The sequence below is a fragment of the Shewanella sp. ECSMB14102 genome (assembly GCF_000813075.1).
Lineage (GTDB): Bacteria > Pseudomonadota > Gammaproteobacteria > Enterobacterales > Shewanellaceae > Shewanella > Shewanella indica.
This window is the reverse complement of the sequence record NZ_JWGX01000050.1, coordinates 1-19782: the sequence shown is the minus strand read 5'-3', so window position 1 is coordinate 19782 and position 19782 is coordinate 1. Positions and strand designations below refer to the sequence as shown.

Here is a 19782-nt window from a genome sequence, read left to right as displayed (position 1 = left end):
ATTACCTTCCTGCCACACCCGTACCCGGGCTCCATTTTTTATGTTAGTCCCTTTATTGTTATATATGTAGCGGCTTTATCAGCAATATCTTGATAGCAAAAAGAAACAGGCCTCGAATGAGGCCTGCAAAGTGACTATTTCAACTCTTGTTCAAACAACTTATAGATGCGGCGATACTCGTCCAGCCAGCTCGATGGCTGTCTGAAGCCATGGGGTTCAACCGGGTAGATAGCCGTCTCAAACATCGGCTTTTCCAGCTCTATCAGTCGCTGCACCAGGCGGACACTGTCCTGGAAGAATACGTTGTCGTCCATTACCCCGCTCATGATCAGCAGCGGCTTTTGCAAGCCCTCGGCATGATAGATGGGCGAGCTGCGTTCATAGGCGATGTGGTCCACATCCGGAGTGTTGAGTATGTTCGAGGTATAAGGCGCATTATAGTGAGCCCAGTCGGTCACAGGCCGCAGCGCGGCACCGGCCTGGAACAACTCGGGTTGGGTAAACAGTGCCATAAAGGTCAAAAAGCCGCCGTAAGAACCGCCATAGGTGCCCACCCGCTTGGCATCAACGTTGGCATGCTGGCTCATCCACTTGACGCCATCGGCCAAGTCTTCCACTTCCGGATGCCCCATATTGCGGTAGATGGCGGTGCGCCAGTCGCGGCCATAGCCTTTGGAGCCGCGATAATCCATGTCCATCACCACATATCCCTGCTGTGCCAGCAGGTTATGGAACATGAACTCACGGAAATAACCGGAAAAACCATAATGGGCATTCTGCAGATAACCGGCACCATGATTGAAGATCACCGCCGGATATGACTCGGCGCGATCCTTGTCGAAACCTGCCGGCAGATACACCCTGGCATAAACGTTACCTGCGCCATGGCTGGAAGGCACGGCAACCACCTCAGGCGCCTGCCAAGGATAACTCTTGAAGCTGTCGCTGGTGTAATGGGTCAGTTGAGTCAGCTCACCGCCTATGACTTGAATATAGAGCTCATCCGGCCGGGTCAGGTTGGAGGCGGTCAACAGCAGCGAACGTCCATCCGGGCTCAGGCTGTAGTCGAGCACCCCGTTCCACTGGGTCAGTTGTTCATCCTTGCCGCTACTTATCTCAACCCGATAAACATTGTACTTGCCGGGGTGTTCTTTGTTGGCCTTGTAGTAGATATAACGATTATCCGGGCTCAGGGTGATGTCACTGACCACGAACTTACCCGAGGTCAAAGCCCGCGCCTTGCCACCGAGCGGCTTGAGATACAGCTGCGAATAACCGCTCTCTTCCGACAGGTAGTAAAGGGTCTCGCTGCCGGGTAACCAACCATACTGATTGTAGTCATAGTTGACCCAGGCATCGTCATGCAGCCTGTGCTCAGTGACTAGCTTGCCCTTGGCCAGATCGACACTGGCCAGCCAACGGTCTTTGTTGTCCACGGCTTCCAGCATTACGGCCAAGCGCTTGCCTGATTCTTGCCATTGAATGGCGCTCTGACTCCAGCCCCAATCCTGCATCAGTTGGATCTTGCGCGGGGCTTTTTCACTTTCGTAGCGCTCGCCTTTCGCCTTGGCGTTTTCAGCCTTGACGCCGGCCAACACATCCTGGTTGTAACCGAGCAAGCCTTCGATGGTTATCTCTTTCTGACTCTGCTGCTGCAAGTCCAGCAGTACCAAGCGCTGCCCTGGCGCCTTGTCTTCAGCCACTCTGGCTCGCACCGGCACAGGATCGACATAGCCATCTTTGCCTAGATAGTTGGGCATGATGTCATGCTCGCCACGCCAGTTATAACTCTTGTCCTGCAAAGCCAACAGCAGATAGCGGCCATCCGGCGACAGGCTCAGTTCCACCAGTTGCTCACTCTCGCCCAGATACCAAGGCTTGGCCGTCAGGGTCGGGTCTTCATTCTGTAACTGCTGCTGATATGTCTCCCGAGACTTGGCGTTTTCCTGCTGTTTGGCCACATAGCGGATCAGCTTGTGTTGCTCCTTGGCGAGATAAGTTTCCGGCTCTTTGGTCTGTGCCGGCTCTTTGGTCATCTTGATATCCGCGAGCTGTTCCACAAGGCCAGAGCCTGCATGCAATCTGAATACCTGCCCCGCCTGCCAATAGGCAAGATCGCCATTCGCTAAAAAGCGCAATCCTTCAACCTTGGTATTTTGCCGGGTCAACTGAGTGATCTCACCGCTGCCCAACTCCTTTACAAACAGGTTGCCCTGATAGACATAAGCCTTACGGCGCTTATCCGGGCTCAGAACGCCGTCTCGTTGCGAGACGGTATGCAGCTCAGACAGCGCCAGCTCCTGCGCCTGTTTGTCTGCCACTCCCTGACGATAGTAACTACGCAGCACAGATGCACTCTGCTGGCGGGCGAACAGCACAGAGCGGCTGTCATCGCTCCAGTAGGCACCTTTGGGGGCAAGTCCCATCCAATCGGGATCCGCCATAATTTGATTCAGAGTTAACGGCTTGTCGGCCACAGGAGGCGCTGCCAAGGGTACTGTTTGGCTGGCTTTGGTGATCTCTTGGGTGGTGAGTTGCGGCTCGGTGGCGGCGCAGCCGCTGAGAACGGCCAGAGTCAAAACACTCAGACCGGCATGACGCATCAGGCTTTTCATCATCCTTCCTTTTTATAGTTATCTTGGCCGCCGGGAAGCGACATATGACAGAAAACAAGCGATTGCGGCCTGTTATACCATATTTGCCAAAAGATGTTGTTCTGCAAAAGCTGAAAACTTGTAAAGGCTTGTTAAGGATGGAACCTTGGTACGAATCCGGGACTGGCTCACTGCTCCTTAAGCCAGACGCAGAAAATTATTGAGTAGTTCAAGCCCCTGCTGGGTCAGAATGGATTCGGGATGAAACTGCACGCCGTAGAGGCGTTTCTCGGCATGGCTGATGGCCATGATTTCCCGCCCGTGTACCGGGTCATCATACCAGGCATCCAGACTGAAGCCTTCAGGCACAGAGTCAATCAGCAGCGAGTGATAACGGGTCACGGTCAAAGGATTGGCCAGGCCTTGAAACAGCCCACGGTCATTGTGACTGATGGCCGATGTCTTGCCATGCATCACCCGCTTGGCCCGAACCACCTTGGCACCAAACACCTGAGCCAGCGATTGATGCCCAAGACAGACGCCCAGGATAGGCAACTTACCGGCAAAATGTTCGATGGCGGCCAGCGAGATCCCCGCCTGATCCGGGCTACAAGGCCCGGGAGATATCACCAGATAATCCGGCGCCAACTCGCGGATCTCATCAAGCCCAATCTCATCGTTACGCTTGATAACAGGCTGCTGCCCCAACTGCTGAAAATACTGCACCAGATTAAAGGTAAAGGAATCATAGTTGTCGATCATCAGCAGCATTGTGGTCTCACCTTATCTTTGCCCGCAATTGCACGGTAAAGGTTGTGCAGGCGAGAGATGCTACCATACTGACGCACAGGGATCATGCCGAAAGTCAGCCAAGACTGGTTCAACAACGAGGTTTGAATTAAGCTGATATTTCGAGTGGCTTCTCAAAGTGCTTTGCCTATGCTCAATATGACCAGGTTACTGAATTTTTTACTGATGCTGGGGTGTGATAGATGTGCTGTCAAAACCCGGGAGCGCAAAGTCATTCAAGTCAACTTGGGCGTACTGGTTTCCATAGCGACTATATTATTATTTACTTTCGGCTTTTATATCAGCGGCAATCAGGGTTTTCTCCTTTCCGGCTTGAATCAGCTGCCCTTTGTTGCCCTGCTGCCTCTGGTGTTACTGCTCAACTACAAAGGCAAGTTCTTTGCCGCCAGATGGTGTTTAATGTTGCTGTTGATGGCCGATGCCGCCACAGCTTTAATGACAGCCCAAGGTACCAGTATCAAGATCCACAGCTATTACCTGCTGTTTGCCATCATGTTGGTTGTACTGTTTGAGATCCGTGAATGGCGCTCCATCCTGATCCTGATGTTAGCCAATCTGGGGTTGTTCAGCTTCTTTGAGCTGCATGGCTGGCCATCCCACCCGGATATCGCCCTGCTTTCTACACATACCCTAGCTGTTTTACAAGCCTTGGTGATCTGCTCCTGTATTATCAGCTCCTGCGCCATACTGCTGATCAGCGAAATGTATGCCGAGCGCGCCGAGCTGGTACTGCAACATCAGGCCGACACAGACACCTTAACCGGATTGCTCAACCGCCGCGCATTCATGCGCCAAGTCGCACTGCAAAGAGAGCAGCCGGGACACTGGGCGCTTTCCCTGTTGGATCTGGATTTCTTCAAAAAGATAAACGATAACTTTGGCCATGATGCCGGCGATGTCGCCCTTATCCATGTCAGCAAGCTACTCAAGCAAGCGCTCAAGCCTCAGGAGCGACTGGCCAGAATAGGCGGGGAAGAGTTTGCCTTGCTGCTGAGGCTGGATGAAGCCGGGACTCAGGCCCTACAGCAAAGAGGCGAGCAACTCCTTGAGTCTCTCAGACAACAAGGCCTGGAATATCAAAGCCATTACCTACAACTGACAGCTTCTGCAGGCCTGGCGACTCTTACTCCGGGAGTTAGCGCCAGCGAGGCGCTCAAACAGGCAGACAAGGCTCTGTATCAGGCCAAGATAAATGGTCGTAACCGAGTGGAGCTGGTAGATGCAGTATTGCAGCCGTTGAAAAGAAAAAGCCAGTCATTGTGACTGGCTTTTTGCAATGCTTAAGCTGAAGCGTTGACCCGGTTTTATTTAACCAAAGTCAGGTGGCCACGCCGCTTGGGCTTGTCTGCTGTAGGTTCAGTTTCGGCTTCAGTCCGTGGCTGTTCAACCTCTTCAACCACATTCAGCAGTGATTCCTCACCCTCTTCAAGCAGATAGGCATCTTCCATATCGAATACTGTACCGGCACCGTTTTCACGAGCATAGATGGCAACAATAGCAGCCATAGGCAGCAGCACCTGCTGTGGTACACCACCGAAACGGGCACTGAACTCAACAAACTCATTACCGAGCTTCAGGCCACCGACAGCACTGCCGGCGACATTCAGTACAATTTGACCATCCTTAACATACTGCAGCGGTACCTGAGTATCCGGCATAGTGGCATCCACTACCAGATGTGGAGTCAGCTGATTATCCATCAGCCACTCATAGTAAGCTCTAAGCAAATATGGACGACTTGGGGTCAAATCTTTCATCAGATACCCATGCGCATTTCGCGCTCGGCTTCGGTCAGAGAGGCCTTAAAGGACTCACGCTCGAAAATACGGTTCATATAGGCTTTGATGTCTTTACCTGTGCGGTTATCCAGTTCGATACCCAGCACTGGCAGGCGCCACAACAAGGGGCCAAGATAACAATCGGCCAAACCGAACTCTTCACTCATGAAGTAAGGCATTTCGGCAAACACAGGCGCGATAGACAGCAGACTTTCCTGCAACTCTTTACGGGCCGCATCGGCGCGGTCACCCTTACGAATACGATCAACCAGGCAATACCAGTCTGTATCGATGCGATGCATCATCAGACGGCTTTGACCACGGGAAACCGGGTAAACGGGCATCAGCGGCGGGTGCGGGAAGCGCTCGTCCAGATACTCCATGATAATACGGCTTTCGTATAACACCAGTTCACGGTCGACCAGAGTTGGCACTGAGTTGTAAGGGTTGAGTTCCAGCAGATCCTCTGGCATATCATTGGGATCTACCTGCAACACATCAACAGTTACCCCTTTTTCAGCCAATACGATGCGAACCTGATGGCTATAGAGATCATCGGCACCTGAGAACAGGGTCATGATAGAGCGTTTATTGGCAGCAACAGCCATTGATACCCTCCGGAATTGAAAAAAACAAATGTAAACGAGGGGCAATGCCCCCCGTTTACATTATGCGGATAATATATTCTACCCCTTTCTAAGGGTTAGTGTACATCCTTCCAATATTCTTTCTTGAGCAGGTATGCGATCACGAAGAATATAAACAGAAAGCCGAGTACCCACTTACCCAGGTTTTCGCGCTCCAATTTAACCGGTTCAGCCGAGTAAACCAGAAAACCGGTAAGGTCGCGAACAACCTGATCGTACTCTTCCGCAGACAGGCTGCCACCGCTGACGGTGATGCTGCCATCTTCCTGCTTAACCGGCATACCTTGCAGGCCTTCCAGCACATGCGGCATACCGACTGACGGGAACACTGTGTTGTTCACGCCGAAAGGACGACTTGGGTCTTTGTAGAACCCTTTAAGATAGGAATATACCCAATCTTCACCACGGACACGGGCTACCAGAGTCAGATCCGGTGGCGCGGCACCGAACCACTTGGCCGCATCTTTGGTTTCAATCGAGTTTTCCATCAGTTCGCCGATCTTGGCATCTGTGTGGATCAGCTTGCGCATCTCGTCGACAGGGATATCCAGATCTTCAGCAACACGCTGGTAACGCTGATATTGAGTGCTGTGACAACCGGCACAGTTGTCTTGAAACAGCTCTACACCACGGCGCAGCGACTCTTTATCTGTCAGATCAATATTGGCATCTTCCAGGTGCACATTGTGACCACTGGCGGCAGACACCATACCAGGCACAAAGGCAACCAAAGCAATCAATAACTTTTTCATTTGAATGTCACCCTTTCTGGTACTGGCTTGGTCTTTTCACTCTTGCTGTAGATGAACAGCAGCAGGAAGAAACCGAAGTAAGTGAAAGTAAAGATTCGGGCAACAATGGTCAGCGTTGGTGTCGCAGGTACCGCCCCCAGGTAACCCAGGACGATAAAGGACACAGCAAACTGAGCAATGTTCAGCTTGTGAATCATGCTACGGTAGCGAACCGACTTAACCTTACAGCGATCCAGCCATGGCAGCACAAAGAGTACGGCAATCGCCAGACCCATCATAACCACACCACCCAGCTTATCCGGTACGGCCCGCAAAATGGCGTAGAACGGAGTGAAGTACCATACAGGCGCAATATGCTCAGGCGTCTTCATTGGGTTAGCGGCTTCAAAGTTAGGCTTCTCGAGGAAGTAACCACCACCTTCAGGCATAAAGAACAGTACGTAACAGAAGACAATCAGGAAGCCGGCAACGCCCATGATATCTTTTACAGTGAAGTAAGGATGGAATGGGATGCCATCGACAGGCCAACCATTTTCATCTTTATTCTTTTTGATTTCGATACCGTCAGGGTTGTTGGAACCCACTTCATGCAGAGCAATCAGGTGCAGGAATACCAGTACGACAAGTACCAGAGGCAACGCAATAACGTGCAGAGCGAAGAAGCGGTTCAGGGTTGCACCTGAGATCACATAGTCACCACGGATCCACAGGGTCAAGTCATCACCGATAACCGGAATAGCACCGAACAGTGAGATAATTACCTGAGCGCCCCAGTAGGACATCTGGCCCCATGGCAGCAGATAACCCATAAAGGCTTCGGCCATCAGTACCAGGAAGATCAACATACCAAACAGCCACAGCAGTTCACGAGGCTTTTGGTAAGAGCCGTAGAGCAGGCCACGGAACATGTGCAGGTAAACCACCACAAAGAAGGCCGAAGCCCCGGTGGAGTGCATGTAACGCAGCAACCAGCCGTACTCGACATCACGCATGATGTATTCGATAGAAGCAAATGCGCCTTCAGCGGTAGGCACATAGTTCATGGTCAGCCAGATACCGGTCAACAGCTGGTTTACCAGAACCAAAAGTGCCAGAGAGCCGAAGAAATACCAGAAGTTAAAATTCTTGGGGGTAGCGTACTGACCAACATGGCGGTTATAAGTTGCCGTCATAGGGATACGCGCATCGATCCAGTCAATTATATTCTTAACCATTATGCAGCTCCCTGGTCTACGCCGATGAGCACGTTACCATCATCAATATATTGATGTGGAGGAATCACCAGGTTCAGCGGAGCAGGTACGCCCTGGAAGACGCGACCGGCCATATCGAACTTGGAACCGTGACATGGACAGAAGAAACCTGAAGTCACACCTTCAACCTGCTCTGCAAAAGAGTCTGGCAGGTAAGTAGGTGAACAACCCAGGTGAGTACAAATACCTACGGCAATAAAGTACTCAGGCTTAATCGAACGTACGCCATTTTGGGCGTAATCAGGCTGCTGTAGTTCGTCAGAAGCAGGATCCCGCAATCTGTCATCGTGGGTTGGGAGCTCGTTAAGAACTTCCTCGGTACGGCGGACAATCCATACGGGTTTGCCACGCCATTCCACACGGATCAGCTGACCTGGCTCTAGCTTACTGATATTTACTTCTACCGGTGCACCTGCAGCTTTCGCTTTGGCACTCGGATTCCATGACTTTATAAAGGGAACCGCTACAGCGACGGCACCAGCACCGCCCACTACGGCGGTTGCAGCTGTCAGGAATCTGCGACGTCCGGTATCGACTGGCGCATTGCTCATCCACTTATCTCCCAGAGGGTGTTGGAATTTTTGTTTTTCAAGACTTTAGGCCTCTTAGTTCTCACTAAAGGGAAAAGCCGAATTTTGAGGCGGGGCTCATTATAGCGAAAAATTAGAAGCAGATCATAGTCAAAAGACATAAGTTGGTTAAGGAGATTACAGTTTTTTAGCTGTCCGGGTTAAAAAAACAGCGGATTTAGGCGGCTAAACACCAGCATCTCGAGAGTAATTCAATTAAAGCTGAATTATAACCAGTTGATTATTAACAATATATATTTGCTTTACACATTAATACCAATAATTCTGTGACTTTCACATCAAGCTAAGAAAAAGATAAAAAAAGACCCGGAACCAGTCCGGGTCTTTCGAGCAATACTGTTACTTGCCTTTTTGCTTCATGTATTTGAAGAATTCGCTGTCCGGCTCCAGCACCATAATGTCTGATTTACCGGCAAAACTGGCCTTATAGGCTTCCAGGCTACGCAGGAAACTGAAGAACTCAGGATCCTTGGTATAGGCATCGGCGTATATCTTGGCGGCAATGGCGTCACCTTCACCGCGAATGTTCTCCGCTTCACGACGAGCATTAGCCAGAGTCACCACCACGTTGGCGTCGGTCATGGCGCGAATTCTCTCGGCCGCTTCCTTACCTTCAGCTCTGTGTTTCTTGGCTACCGCCTGACGTTCGGCACGCATCCGTTGGAAAATACTGTGGCTGACGTTGGATGGCAGGTTGATCTGTTTAACCCTGACATCGACCACTTCAATACCCAGACCTTCAGCGCTCTTGGCGGCATTTTCCAGGGTGATGCGCATCAAGTCATCACGGCTGCTGCTCTCGGCCAAGTTTGTGCTGCCTTCGCTGGTACCGGAAACAATCTGTTTGATGGTCAGTTTACCGAACTCGGTACGCAGGTCACTGTTGATCTTGCGCTGCAGCAACGACTCTGCCTTGGACTTGTTGCCACCTTCTGTTGCCAGATAGTATTTTTCAAAGTCCTTGATACGCCATTTGACATAAGAATCCACCATCAGGTCTTTCTTCTCAGAGGTCACAAAGCGGTCGGCTGCACCATCCAGGGTCTGGATACGGGCATCCATATAACGGACTTTGTCAATCAACGGAATCTTGACATTCAGACCCGGGCCATAGACTCGGGGCACCATCTTACCGTCAACATTGTCTTTCAATACTTCACCAAAGCGGGAAACTATGGCGCGCTCCCCTTCGTTGACTACCATCAGTGAAGACACACCAACAATCGCCAGCAGGGCAATAATAATGAGTACAAATCTGCTCATGGTTTACTCCCTCCCCTGACGGATACGCTCTTCGCGGGTCATACGTCCGTTGAAGCTGCTGTTATTGGTGTTTCTTTGGCTGCTGACGGAATCCACATGCTGCTCGGGTTCCTGCTCCGCTTTAGGTTTAGGCTTGTTGTCCTGAGACATCAGCTTATCCAGCGGCAGATACATCAGGTTGCCGTTATTTTTGGCATCTATCAGCACCTTGTTGGTATCGCTGAATACCTGCTGCATTGCATCGATATAGAGACGATCTCGAGTCACCTCAGGGGCCAGCTTATACTCAGGCAGCAGCTTGTTGAACTTGGCTACAGCACCTTCTGCATCCTGAACAACACGCTCTTTATAAGCGCGGGCATCCTGACTGATACGTTCTACCTGACCACGGGCCTTGGGTTCGATTTCCAGCTGATAAGCTTCGGCCTGACGGATATAGGTGTGCTCATCTTCCTGTGCTGAAATCGCATCATCAAAGGCATCTTTTACTTCTTCCGGCGGTCTGGCCGGCAGGAAGTTAACGTCTTCAATCTGCAATCCCAGATTGTAAGGTGCAATGATACGTTCAATCTCTGCGCGGGTGTCGTCACGTACCTTGGCACGCCCGGTTGTCAAAATATCATTCATCTTTGAATGACCTATGACATAACGCAGCGCACTGTCAGTGGCTTCACGCAGGCTCGAGTTAGCATCAACGGCACTGAACAGATACTGGTAGGCATCTTTCACCTTGTACTGCACATCAAGCTCGACCACGACCATATTTTCATCGGCTGTCAGCATGCTGCCGGACGCCGGAATAGAGCGCACCGATGCGACATCTACCGGTAAAACCGTATCGATAAAGGTGGCTTTCCAGTGTAGGCCAGGACCAACTTCGCCGACATGTTCACCGAAACGCAGCACAACGCCCTGCTCCGCTTCTTTGATAGTGTAGAAACCGGAAAAACCCCATACCGCCAGGGCAATACCTGCAACTATGGCCAGAGTCCCCATGCTGAAGCCTGAACCACCGTTACCCTTGCCGCCAAAGCGTTTGGCCAAATTGCGAAATACATCGTCCAGATCTGGTGGCCCTTTGTCATTGCCACCTTTGTTTCCCCAAGGATCATTACCCTTGTTACCGGGCTCGTTCCAAGCCATTTAACTCTCCATAAGTGGATGAATAAACGAGATTATTAACAAACTACTTTATCAATCTCGGGTTCGAGGATAAAGGTTTCCAACTCACCTTGACTCTGCTTAACCAGCCGGTGCCAGTCCGGCTGTGGTAAACGAACAGACAAGATACAGTTCCCCAGGTCGTCATACTCTTTCTGCTGTATCGCATCCAGTCGATAAAACTGGCCAAGATAATGCCCGGCTGTTGCCGGTATTCTCAAGCTAAGCTCAACTATGGTAGCAGCAGTCAGCTGATCCACCGCCTGCTTGAGAAGATCCAGTCCCAACCCTTGCTGCGCCGAGATCCATACTCTGTATGGTCGGCCTTCAGGATCGAAATCTATTTTGGGGCCTATCTCTTCCAACAGATCTATCTTATTGCAGACCAGAAGCTGCGGAATGTCATCGGCCTCAATCTCTTTGAGTACTTCTTGCACCTGCTCAAAGTTGTCATTCATATTGTCGTCAGCGCAATCCACCACATGCAGCAGGAGATCGGCCTGGCGGGTTTCCTGTAATGTCGCCTTAAACGCCGCTACCAGTTCATGGGGCAAATGACGAATAAACCCCACAGTATCGGCTAAAAAGACGGCGCCGTTGTCCAACTCCAGCTTACGCAGCGTCGGATCCAGGGTCGCAAACAACTGATCGGCGGCATACACCTCAGATGTTGTCAACGCATTGAATAATGTGGACTTACCTGCGTTGGTATAACCAACCAGTGACACAGTAGCCAGGTCGCTTCGCTTCCTGGCACGACGGCTTTGTTCCCGCTGTTTGTCCACTTTCTCCAAACGGCGATTGATGGACTTAATCCGCCCCCGCAGCAATCGCCGGTCAGTTTCCAGCTGGGTTTCCCCGGGGCCGCGCAAACCTATCCCGCCCTTTTGGCGTTCAAGGTGAGTCCAGCCCCGCACCAGGCGAGTCGACATGTGGCGCAACTGCGCTAGCTCCACCTGCAACTTGCCCTCATGGGTACGGGCCCGCTGAGCAAAGATATCGAGGATAAGCGTGGTTCTATCCAACACCCGGCATTGGCACAGAATTTCAAGATTTCTTTCCTGTGCAGGACTCAATGCGTGGTTGAAAATCACCACATTTGCCTCGGTCGCAGCTACCAAAGCTGCCAGTTCTTCCGCCTTTCCTGTCCCCAAGAAAAACTTGCGGTCAGGCGCCCGGCGGCTTCCTGTTATCACCCCTACCGAACGCGCCCCGGCCGACTCGACCAAGAGTTGCAATTCAACAAGGTCTTCCCGACTGTCTTCATCGGAAAAGTCGATATGAACAAGTACTGCAGTTTCTCCCGCCTCATAGCGATCAAACAAGAAGTGAACTCCTTAACTTATTACTGTTCGCTGCTATCATCATGCTGCGAGTTGTAGTTCTGCTGACCACCGCCCTGATGATTGCTCACATTAAATGGACGAGAAGGCACAACAGTTGAAATGGCATGCTTATATACCATCTGGCTAACCGTGTTTTTCAGCAAGATAACGAACTGGTCAAAAGATTCCACCTGTCCCTGCAACTTGATACCGTTGACCAGGTAGATAGAAACAGGAACGCGCTCACGGCGTAGTGCGTTCAGGAATGGGTCTTGTAAAGATTGCCCCTTAGCCATGTTTTTATTTCCTTTTTTTAATTTATATAGTACTAACAAAAAGCTTTCTTGTTCGGTTTGAGTATTATACAGCAAGGGCTATTAAGCTAGCGGCAGTAACGCATAAGCTGAACTAAATTCCCTTGCGCCCCACTCTCCAGCCAATTCAACTCCGGCCATCCTCGCAACCATGTTAATTGACGCTTTGCCAATTGCCTAGTAGCAGCGACGGCTTTTTCGACCATAGTATCATGGTCAAATTCACCCTCCAGATATTGCCAACACTGGCGATATCCAACACAGCGCATCGAGGGCATATCCAGGTGTAGATCGCCCCTTTGCTTCAGCTTGGCCACTTCATCGGTGAATCCAGCCTGCAGCATCTGCATAAATCTTGTCTCTATCAACCCATGCAGCGTTTTACGCTCCTGTGGCGCAATGGCAAACTGCACCACATCATAGGGAAGCTCAGGCGATTTAGCCTGAGTCAATTCGGTCAAACTCTTACCGCTGATACGATACACCTCCAGTGCGCGTCCAAGACGTTGTGGGTCATTGGGGTGAATGCGTGCGGCCGAAACCGGGTCAATCCGCGCCAATTCCTGATGCAGCACTTGCCAGCCCAGTTGCTCGGCTTCTTGCTGTATCTGGCCCCTTATCGCCTCATCGGCACTGGGAAGTGGCGATAAGCCTTGCAATAATGCTTTAAAATACAACATGGTACCACCCACCAAAAGCGGGGTTTTTCCCATATTGACGATCTGCTCAATTTCCTGCAGACAATCGCTGCGAAAATCAGCAGCTGAATAGCTTTCGCTGGGATCACGGATATCTATCAGCCTATGCGGCCCGCGAGCCAACTCTTCCACGCTGGGTTTGGCGGTACCTATATCCATTCCCCGATAGATAAGTGCCGAATCTACCGAGATGATCTCGCAGTTATGATGTTCGGCGAGTTCCAGCGCCAACGCTGTTTTTCCTGAGGCGGTCGGCCCCATCAATGTCAGCACTCTTGGCTGTTTCGCCTTACTCACTGCCTTCTTCTTCCAACCATTGCTGCCAAGGCAATACCTTAGCCAGCTGTAAAATTTCTTGCCGAGCTTGCTCGTCCAATGCAGAGATCCCCTGCCATATCAATGGTGCCGAAACAAAGCTACTCAAGCTGCTCTGTGCCAGCCAATTGGCCAAGGCCGCTTCCTGGGGCTGCTCGAATCTGAGCCATTGCAGCAGTTCAGGGATCAAGCTAGCCAGCTGCGTGTCCCTCAGATATGGGGGCACTTTTTTGATTATCAACTGTGAATGACGAATACTGAGATCCAGCCCCAATTGTCTCAGCAGAGTCTCCCTTTCCTCCAGCAATGCCGGCCATTCCGGATCGGCATCAACAGCGACCGGCATCAACAATGGCTGACCGGTCAATCCGGTAGGAAAGCGGGTGACAATCTCATTATATCTCAATCGCTTGGCAGCAGCTTTCACCTTTAGCAGTTTAAGCTGCGCATTCTCGACCAACACCCAGTGCTCGCCATCCAGCAGAGGCGGCATCACAGCCACATTTGCTTCAGGACTGGTTTCATTAACCACGCCAGGCGTCGCCAACAAGGCGCCATAACTACTGATGGCCGACCTGGAGGGGGCTGCAGCTCCCTGACGGGGACCGGCACCAGAATATGAACCCGGTGCCTTACCGCTTAAAGGAGCTCTATCGCCATATTGGCTTTGATATCCAGCGCTGCCGCCGCTTGACTCAGGCTCACGAAAACGCGGCTCGGCACGGCTGCCATCTATCATCCCACCTTGGTTGAAGCTTGTAGCAGCGGCGTCTGAACCCACATCAATGGGCGCAGCATAATCTGTCTGGCTTAAATGCGGATTAACGTCATCGACCGGCAGTTGCTGTGCTTGCTGCAGAGCAGAGCTCAAAGCCTGCAGGATATAATCGTGCACATATCTGGCCTGATGGAAACGCACCTCATGCTTAGCAGGGTGCACATTGACATCTACCTGATGGGGATCCAGCTCCAGCATCAACACATAACCGGGCTGTTCCAACTCGGCCAAACCGGCAAAGGCCTGCCTGACTGCATGGTTCACCAAACGGTCTCTGACCAAACGGCCATTGACATAAAAATAGTGAGTATCACAAGGCTCAACTTGCCAGGGTGACTGCAGGTAGCCACTGAGGCGCATGTCGTCATGCTGACATTCCACCCTCAACGCTTGCTCGGCAAACGGACGACCACAGACCTGAGCCAACCTTTGCAGATATTGGGCTTCATTGTCCGCCGGACGATAGTTGCGCACCTGTTTGCCATTGTGTTTCAGCGTCAGGTGAATTTCCGGCCTAGCCAAAGCAATCCTTTTCAGCCACTCATCAATATGGGTGAACTCTGTCTTGTCACTCTTGAGGAAACGTCTGCGCGCCGGAGTATTGAAGAAGAGATCCACCACTTCAATACTGGTGCCCACGGGATGGGCCGCAGGCAGTATCTTGACCCCCATATCAGCACCTTCGGCATAGGCGAGCCAGGCCTCGGATTGTTCGGCCGTGCGGGATGTCAGGGTCAGGCGGGAAACCGAACTGATACTGGCCAGCGCCTCACCTCTAAAACCAAAGCTGAGAATGGCTTCAAGATCGTCCAGTGTATGCACCTTGGAAGTGGCATGACGGGACAGCGCCAGTGCCAGTTCATCCTTGGTGATACCAGCGCCGTTGTCCTGAATTCGAATAAGCTTGGCACCGCCCTTATCGATTTCAATATCGACCCGGGTTGCACCGGCATCCAGGCTGTTTTCCACCAGCTCCTTAACGACGGAGGCCGGCCTCTCTACCACTTCGCCCGCCGCAATCTGGTTAGCCAGTTGTGGGGGTAATATCTGAATTGCCATCTCTTCCTCAGGCTCTGGGGATAACCAGTTGCTGACCTATACGCACTACATCCGATTTCAAGTTATTGGCTTTCTTGATATCGGCCACCGACACCTCATAACGATTGGCGATTACCGACAGAGATTCGCCTCTAACAACCTTGTGTTTAATAGCGCCCTGCTTGGCCAGCATGGTTCCGGCCGGCGGATTGGCTTCAAAATACTTGAGTACACCTTTATGAATCGCCTTGGCCAGTTTGTCCTGATGGTTGGCATTACTGAGCAACCTCTCTTCTTGAGGGTTGGAGATAAAACCTGTTTCCACCAGAATGGACGGGATATCCGGCGATTTGAGCACCGCCAGACTCGCCGACTCGGGCTTGTGCTTGTGCAGTTTGGTCACCTTGCCCAAACCAGAAAGAATATCGCTGGCCACAGTGTGACTCATCGCCATGGATCTATCCATCGACATATCCAGCAAGGTCATCGCCAGATACTGTTCATTATCGGTATTTTGAATAATCTCACCGGCACCGCCGAGCAGCTCTGAATGTTTCTCTTTCTGCTCCAGCCAACGGCCGATCTCGGTATTGGCCCGCCGCATGGAGAGCACCCACACTGAGGCGCCTCTGGGCTGAGGTGAAGTAAAGGCATCGGCGTGGATAGAGATCAGCAAATCGGCCTTACTCTGACGCGCCAGTTCCGAGCGACGGTTCAGGTTAACAAAATAGTCGCCGGTACGGATCATCACGGCTTTAAGTCCGGGAGTCGCATTAATTTTCTTTTCCACTCGTTTGGCAATCGCCAATGACACCTTCTTCTCGTACAGACCGGAAGGCCCGATGGAACCTGGATCATCACCACCATGGCCGGCATCGATAGCGATAATCACATCCCGCACCGCTTCAGTGGCTGTCGGGGTCACCCTGGCTTTGGCCGAAGTGCTCTTGTCATCAAGGTCCACCACCAAACGATTGCCGTATGGTGCGGTTGGAGGCAGAGAGAACAGATTAGTCTTGGCAGCCCGTTTGAGATCTATGACTAACCGCAGTGTGCCTTTCTCCGGCGGCTGGCTCAAACGCACCTTTTTGACCAAGGGGCTGTTGTTTTCAACTTTTTCCAGCTTGACGCCATTGGTGCTCTTTTTCAGATCCACCACAAGTCTGTCAGGGTTGCTCAGCGTGAAATAGCTATAGTCAGGCGCCTGACTTAAGTCAAAAACTACCCGAGTCGACTCGGGCGCCGCCCAAATACGCACTCCGTCGAGTTTATTGGCCGCCCAAGTCGGCGCCGCCATTACCCAACAGATAATAAAAAAAGTCAGTTTAAATAAGATGTTATTAGTCTTTACCATTGCTTGTTATTTTTCTTAATAGCACCTTACCCTTGTCGGAATCGGCTTGCAGAGAAATTTCGCGACCAGTATTAGCATATTTGATATGCAGATGTATATCGGCAGCGGGCAAGCATCCCATCCCCTGTTCCGGCCATTCAATAATGCAAAGGCTGCGCTCGTTGAAGTAATCCCGGATCCCCATAAACTCCAGTTCTTCGGGGTCGCTGAGTCGATAAAGGTCAAAATGATATACTTCGATTCCTTCAAGCTCATAAGGTTCCACGAGTGTATAGGTCGGACTCTTAACTGCACCTTGATGACCCAAGGCCTGAATTAAGCCACGACTGAAAGTCGTTTTGCCGGCACCAAGTTCTCCGGTCAGATAAATGGTCAACGGCGCACTAATCAAGGCCGCCAATTGCCGCCCTAAGGCGACAGTTTGAGTCTCATCTGCCAATTGCAGAGTCAAGCTGTGTTCGATAGTCATTTAAGTGTGGATCCACGCCTTACATTGGCCCGTTAAGCTTACAAGTCAGTGTTTACCAGATGGCGGATCCAGGGCATAAGATCGCTGGCAAGCATGCCTCTCTCCCCGTCACGGGCAGCAAGGTCGGCTGCGCCGCCGTGAACTATCACCCCTGCCACAGTCGCGCGGGTGTTGTCCAGTCCCTGAGCCATCAGCGCGCCGATTATACCAGATAACACGTCGCCGCACCCACCGCTGGCGAGCCCGGGATTTCCCACTGGGGCAACAAACAGCTGTTTACCATCATAAATGAGAGTACCCGCGCCCTTGAGCAGTACCACACCGCCATATTGAGCCTGCAGCTTTCTAACCGCTGCAAACCTGTCGGCTTCGATATCAGCAATATCCGTTGCCAGCAACCTGGCGGCTTCCCCCGGATGAGGTGTCAAAACCCGATTGTCCTGGGAGCGTTTCTCCTGGCTCAAGAGATTGAGTGCATCGGCATCCAGCACGCAGGGCTTATCGCTAAGACTGACCGCCTTGAACAGATTATATCCCCAGTCGGCGCGGCCAAGCCCAGGCCCCAACACCAGTACCTGTGCCCAGCCAAGGCGCAGATAAACCTCCATATCCACCAGTTCACAGCCCCAGAACATCAGTTCCGGCCTGTTGGCATTAACCGTAAGTTGATGCTCCGGCCGGCTCACCACAGTCACCAAACCGGCACCGGCCCTGAGACAGGCTTCACCCGCCAGCCTGACGGCCCCTCCCATACCATAATCGCCGCCTATGACAGTAACCTTGCCCGACTTGCCCTTGTGACTGTCCCTTGGGCGGGCATCGAAAAGCCCCTTGAGGTACTCAGTGCCGACTCTGACCACGTCCGAAGGCGGCAGATAATCACTTAGTCCCAAGTCAACAAAATGCAGCTCGCCGCAGCAGTGCCTGGCTCTGCCGGTCAGCAGCCCTTGCTTAAGGGCCGCAAAGCAGAGTGTCTGCTCGGCTTCGACTGCCGCCCCAAGAGCTGCGCCGGTATCTGCATCTATACCGGAAGGCAAATCCAGACTCAGCACCTTGGCCCTTGCCGTATTTATCTGGGCTATCATGCCGGCGGCTTCCGGCCGGACATCCCCCTTGAGACCGGTTCCCAACAAGCCGTCCACTATCCAATCATATTCGGCAGCGGTTACCTCTGATACCTGAGCCACCTCCGGCACGGATTGCTGCAACTTATTCCAGGCTTGCTCCCACTCAGTGCTGGGCTGACTGGCGGGAAAGATAAACAGACTGGCATTGAAACCCGAGTTCAATAACCAGCGCAAACAAACCAAGGCATCGGCGCCATTGTTTCCCTGCCCGGCAATGACCAGCACCCGGCTGCCTGGGGTCAACTTGACAGCCAATGCCTCAAAGGCGGCTTTCCCGGCCCGCTCAACCAACTCATAGAGACTGCCCTGCCCGGCCGCCACCCAGTCCAACTCGGCCTGGCGCACGGCCTTGGCGCTATACAGCTGACGGGGCATATCTGACAAATCCTGGGCCATATCGATTCTCCTATCTCCTGACTGACAGATACTGATGACTTGTTAACTCGAAAAAAACCACTCGTTCACTAAACTTATGCTGTGGCAAAGGATGCCGGAAGGAAGCACAGGAATGATGCTACTGACACTGCTTATTTTAATACTCTGCGTATTACTGCTGAGATTACCCTTTAACTGGGTATTTCCCTGGTTTTGGCTCCTGGCTCTCTGTGCCTTATTGGTCGCCGTCGGCATCTTTCGGGCGCTGACGCTACCGATAAAAAATCAGCATAAAGACTGTGATGATTGATAATCACACTAGCAGTAAAGTCAGTGAGTATTTATGACTTGAATCAGAACAAGTTGATAAAAATGAAAAAGCCCGGTCTGGGCCGGGCAGAACTAACGGCAGACCCAAGCAGATCCGCCAAGTCTGGGAGAAGTTAAATATCGTCCATACGTATAGTACTGTGCACCAGTCGTTGCTGCTGGATCTTCTCGACCCGCACCAAGTCTTCCAATGCCCCTTTCACCTCGGCCGAAGCCGACGAACCGGCAGTTTTTTCCAGTAAGGCAATCAAGCGGTTTTCCAGATCCAGATGCAGATTCAGCACATCATCTTCTGTCATATTGGCCGCCAGCATGGTATCGCGGCAACGCTTGCCGAAGTCCTCAAACACAATGTCTTTGTACCAGGTGTCGAGGATCTTGTTTGGCGCATCATCGATATAGTTTTCAAGAGTTTCAGCAATATGTTTCTGATGCTGTTCAAAATATTCTAGCATTAGTTTGACCCTGGATGAGTCGGCCTGAGTGTGTAATCTATGATAGAGCTGAGCCATATCAAGACGACATTTCGCTATAAATTCAAGGAGTTCACGTAACTGTTGAATACGCATCTGCCTATCTCCATTCTTCTGCCGTCAACGGCACAATTCAATTCGGTATGGAGACATTATGGAAGTAAAAAAGGTGGGAATATTTGAACAAGGTCATAAATCAGTGCTTACAAATGTCGCTACATTAGACAAAACGCAAGAAACCTGCGGCAGATCACGAAAAGCACTTTTTAAGGATTTTGAGGGGGAAATAAAGATTGGAGCGACATATCGGGTTCGAACCGATGACCTGTACCTTGGCA

Annotated in this window: 20 protein-coding genes; 3 read left to right on the top strand and 17 right to left on the bottom strand. The window is 51.6% G+C overall.

Features of this window, described 5'->3' with window-relative positions:
- Positions 1 to 134: 134 nt before the first annotated feature.
- Both RC73_RS15615 and RC73_RS15610 read right to left on the bottom strand, forming a co-directional pair.
- Complete coding sequence (locus RC73_RS15615; protein ID WP_039035522.1) at positions 135 to 2615, bottom strand: S9 family peptidase; 2481 nt, start codon at positions 2613 to 2615, stop codon at positions 135 to 137.
- Positions 2616 to 2792: 177 nt separating this feature from the next.
- Positions 2793 to 3365 carry an aminodeoxychorismate/anthranilate synthase component II gene (locus RC73_RS15610; RefSeq protein ID WP_039035521.1) on the bottom strand — a complete coding sequence of 191 codons (573 nt, stop codon included), beginning with the start codon at positions 3363 to 3365 and terminating at the stop codon, positions 2793 to 2795.
- Positions 3366 to 3509: 144 nt separating this feature from the next.
- Here RC73_RS15610 and RC73_RS19935 point away from each other — a divergent pair, with 144 nt between their 5' ends.
- Complete coding sequence (locus tag RC73_RS19935) at positions 3510 to 4667, top strand: GGDEF domain-containing protein (RefSeq protein ID WP_160289584.1); 1158 nt, start codon at positions 3510 to 3512, stop codon at positions 4665 to 4667.
- A 41-nt stretch (positions 4668 to 4708) separates the two neighbouring features.
- On the opposite strand, the gene RC73_RS15600 is transcribed toward RC73_RS19935, so the two are convergent.
- From RC73_RS15600 to RC73_RS15535, 14 genes are all read right to left on the bottom strand, one after another.
- The gene (locus RC73_RS15600; protein ID WP_039035520.1) at positions 4709 to 5161 is read right to left on the bottom strand and encodes a ClpXP protease specificity-enhancing factor; all 453 of its coding nucleotides are present in this window, start codon (positions 5159 to 5161) and stop codon (positions 4709 to 4711) included.
- Positions 5161 to 5790 carry a stringent starvation protein SspA gene (gene sspA / locus RC73_RS15595; RefSeq protein ID WP_039035519.1) on the bottom strand — a complete coding sequence of 210 codons (630 nt, stop codon included), beginning with the start codon at positions 5788 to 5790 and terminating at the stop codon, positions 5161 to 5163. The genes RC73_RS15600 and sspA overlap by 1 nt, the downstream gene beginning before the upstream one ends.
- A 95-nt stretch (positions 5791 to 5885) precedes the next feature.
- Positions 5886 to 6581 (bottom strand): cytochrome c1, encoded by a 696-nt coding sequence (locus RC73_RS15590; protein WP_039035518.1) that lies wholly within the window; start codon positions 6579 to 6581, stop codon positions 5886 to 5888.
- Positions 6578 to 7795 carry a cytochrome b gene (locus RC73_RS15585; RefSeq protein WP_025011323.1) on the bottom strand — a complete coding sequence of 406 codons (1218 nt, stop codon included), beginning with the start codon at positions 7793 to 7795 and terminating at the stop codon, positions 6578 to 6580. Before RC73_RS15585 ends, RC73_RS15590 begins: the two co-directional genes overlap by 4 nt.
- Positions 7795 to 8385: a ubiquinol-cytochrome c reductase iron-sulfur subunit gene (gene petA / locus RC73_RS15580; RefSeq protein ID WP_039035517.1), complete on the bottom strand. Its 591-nt coding sequence runs from the start codon at positions 8383 to 8385 to the stop codon at positions 7795 to 7797. Before petA ends, RC73_RS15585 begins: the two co-directional genes overlap by 1 nt.
- Positions 8386 to 8763: 378 nt before the next feature.
- Complete coding sequence (gene hflC / locus RC73_RS15575) at positions 8764 to 9687, bottom strand: protease modulator HflC (RefSeq protein WP_039035516.1); 924 nt, start codon at positions 9685 to 9687, stop codon at positions 8764 to 8766.
- A gap of 3 nt (positions 9688 to 9690) precedes the next feature.
- Entirely contained in the window at positions 9691 to 10830 is a 1140-nt protein-coding gene (gene hflK, locus RC73_RS15570; RefSeq protein WP_039035515.1) for an FtsH protease activity modulator HflK, read from the bottom strand.
- A 35-nt stretch (positions 10831 to 10865) separates the two neighbouring features.
- Positions 10866 to 12173 carry a ribosome rescue GTPase HflX gene (hflX, locus tag RC73_RS15565; RefSeq protein ID WP_039035514.1) on the bottom strand — a complete coding sequence of 436 codons (1308 nt, stop codon included), beginning with the start codon at positions 12171 to 12173 and terminating at the stop codon, positions 10866 to 10868.
- 20 nt (positions 12174 to 12193) lie between these two features.
- Positions 12194 to 12469 carry an RNA chaperone Hfq gene (gene hfq / locus RC73_RS15560; protein ID WP_039035513.1) on the bottom strand — a complete coding sequence of 92 codons (276 nt, stop codon included), beginning with the start codon at positions 12467 to 12469 and terminating at the stop codon, positions 12194 to 12196.
- 86 nt (positions 12470 to 12555) lie between these two features.
- Positions 12556 to 13482 (bottom strand): tRNA (adenosine(37)-N6)-dimethylallyltransferase MiaA, encoded by a 927-nt coding sequence (gene miaA / locus RC73_RS15555; protein WP_039035512.1) that lies wholly within the window; start codon positions 13480 to 13482, stop codon positions 12556 to 12558.
- The gene (gene mutL, locus RC73_RS15550) at positions 13475 to 15337 is read right to left on the bottom strand and encodes a DNA mismatch repair endonuclease MutL (protein ID WP_039035511.1); all 1863 of its coding nucleotides are present in this window, start codon (positions 15335 to 15337) and stop codon (positions 13475 to 13477) included. Before mutL ends, miaA begins: the two co-directional genes overlap by 8 nt.
- A gap of 7 nt (positions 15338 to 15344) precedes the next feature.
- Positions 15345 to 16670, bottom strand: a complete 1326-nt coding sequence (locus RC73_RS15545; RefSeq protein WP_039035510.1) for an N-acetylmuramoyl-L-alanine amidase — start codon at positions 16668 to 16670, stop codon at positions 15345 to 15347.
- A complete protein-coding gene (tsaE, locus tag RC73_RS15540) occupies positions 16657 to 17139 on the bottom strand; it encodes a tRNA (adenosine(37)-N6)-threonylcarbamoyltransferase complex ATPase subunit type 1 TsaE (protein WP_039035509.1) in 483 nt (160 codons plus the stop codon). The genes RC73_RS15545 and tsaE overlap by 14 nt, the downstream gene beginning before the upstream one ends.
- Before the next feature lie 38 nt (positions 17140 to 17177).
- Positions 17178 to 18662, bottom strand: coding sequence for a bifunctional ADP-dependent NAD(P)H-hydrate dehydratase/NAD(P)H-hydrate epimerase (locus RC73_RS15535; protein ID WP_039035508.1), 1485 nt, complete (start codon positions 18660 to 18662; stop codon positions 17178 to 17180).
- Between the two features lie 112 nt (positions 18663 to 18774).
- Here RC73_RS15535 and RC73_RS20810 point away from each other — a divergent pair, with 112 nt between their 5' ends.
- The gene (locus RC73_RS20810; RefSeq protein ID WP_160289583.1) at positions 18775 to 18951 is read left to right on the top strand and encodes a hypothetical protein; all 177 of its coding nucleotides are present in this window, start codon (positions 18775 to 18777) and stop codon (positions 18949 to 18951) included.
- A 133-nt stretch (positions 18952 to 19084) separates the two neighbouring features.
- On the opposite strand, the gene RC73_RS15530 is transcribed toward RC73_RS20810, so the two are convergent.
- The gene (locus RC73_RS15530; RefSeq protein WP_039035507.1) at positions 19085 to 19540 is read right to left on the bottom strand and encodes a hypothetical protein; all 456 of its coding nucleotides are present in this window, start codon (positions 19538 to 19540) and stop codon (positions 19085 to 19087) included.
- A gap of 58 nt (positions 19541 to 19598) precedes the next feature.
- On the opposite strand from RC73_RS15530, the gene RC73_RS21235 reads away from it, so the two are divergent.
- A partial coding sequence (locus tag RC73_RS21235) for a hypothetical protein (protein WP_039035506.1) occupies positions 19599 to 19782 on the top strand: 184 nt, incomplete at its 3' end.

Coding starts and splice junctions, on each gene's coding strand:
- RC73_RS15615 (WP_039035522.1), bottom strand. CDS start 2,615: ATGAAAAGCCTGATGCGTCATGCCGGTCTGAGTGTTTTGACTCTGGCC.
- hflC (WP_039035516.1), bottom strand. CDS start 9,687: ATGAGCAGATTTGTACTCATTATTATTGCCCTGCTGGCGATTGTTGGT.
- RC73_RS15530 (WP_039035507.1), bottom strand. CDS start 19,540: ATGCGTATTCAACAGTTACGTGAACTCCTTGAATTTATAGCGAAATGT.
- RC73_RS15610 (WP_039035521.1), bottom strand. CDS start 3,365: ATGCTGCTGATGATCGACAACTATGATTCCTTTACCTTTAATCTGGTG.
- RC73_RS20810 (WP_160289583.1), top strand. CDS start 18,775: ATGATGCTACTGACACTGCTTATTTTAATACTCTGCGTATTACTGCTG.
- petA (WP_039035517.1), bottom strand. CDS start 8,385: ATGAGCAATGCGCCAGTCGATACCGGACGTCGCAGATTCCTGACAGCT.
- tsaE (WP_039035509.1), bottom strand. CDS start 17,139: ATGACTATCGAACACAGCTTGACTCTGCAATTGGCAGATGAGACTCAA.
- RC73_RS15585 (WP_025011323.1), bottom strand. CDS start 7,795: ATGGTTAAGAATATAATTGACTGGATCGATGCGCGTATCCCTATGACG.
- hfq (WP_039035513.1), bottom strand. CDS start 12,469: ATGGCTAAGGGGCAATCTTTACAAGACCCATTCCTGAACGCACTACGC.
- RC73_RS15535 (WP_039035508.1), bottom strand. CDS start 18,662: ATGGCCCAGGATTTGTCAGATATGCCCCGTCAGCTGTATAGCGCCAAG.
- RC73_RS15545 (WP_039035510.1), bottom strand. CDS start 16,670: ATGGTAAAGACTAATAACATCTTATTTAAACTGACTTTTTTTATTATC.
- sspA (WP_039035519.1), bottom strand. CDS start 5,790: ATGGCTGTTGCTGCCAATAAACGCTCTATCATGACCCTGTTCTCAGGT.
- RC73_RS15600 (WP_039035520.1), bottom strand. CDS start 5,161: ATGAAAGATTTGACCCCAAGTCGTCCATATTTGCTTAGAGCTTACTAT.
- hflK (WP_039035515.1), bottom strand. CDS start 10,830: ATGGCTTGGAACGAGCCCGGTAACAAGGGTAATGATCCTTGGGGAAAC.
- RC73_RS15590 (WP_039035518.1), bottom strand. CDS start 6,581: ATGAAAAAGTTATTGATTGCTTTGGTTGCCTTTGTGCCTGGTATGGTG.
- mutL (WP_039035511.1), bottom strand. CDS start 15,337: ATGGCAATTCAGATATTACCCCCACAACTGGCTAACCAGATTGCGGCG.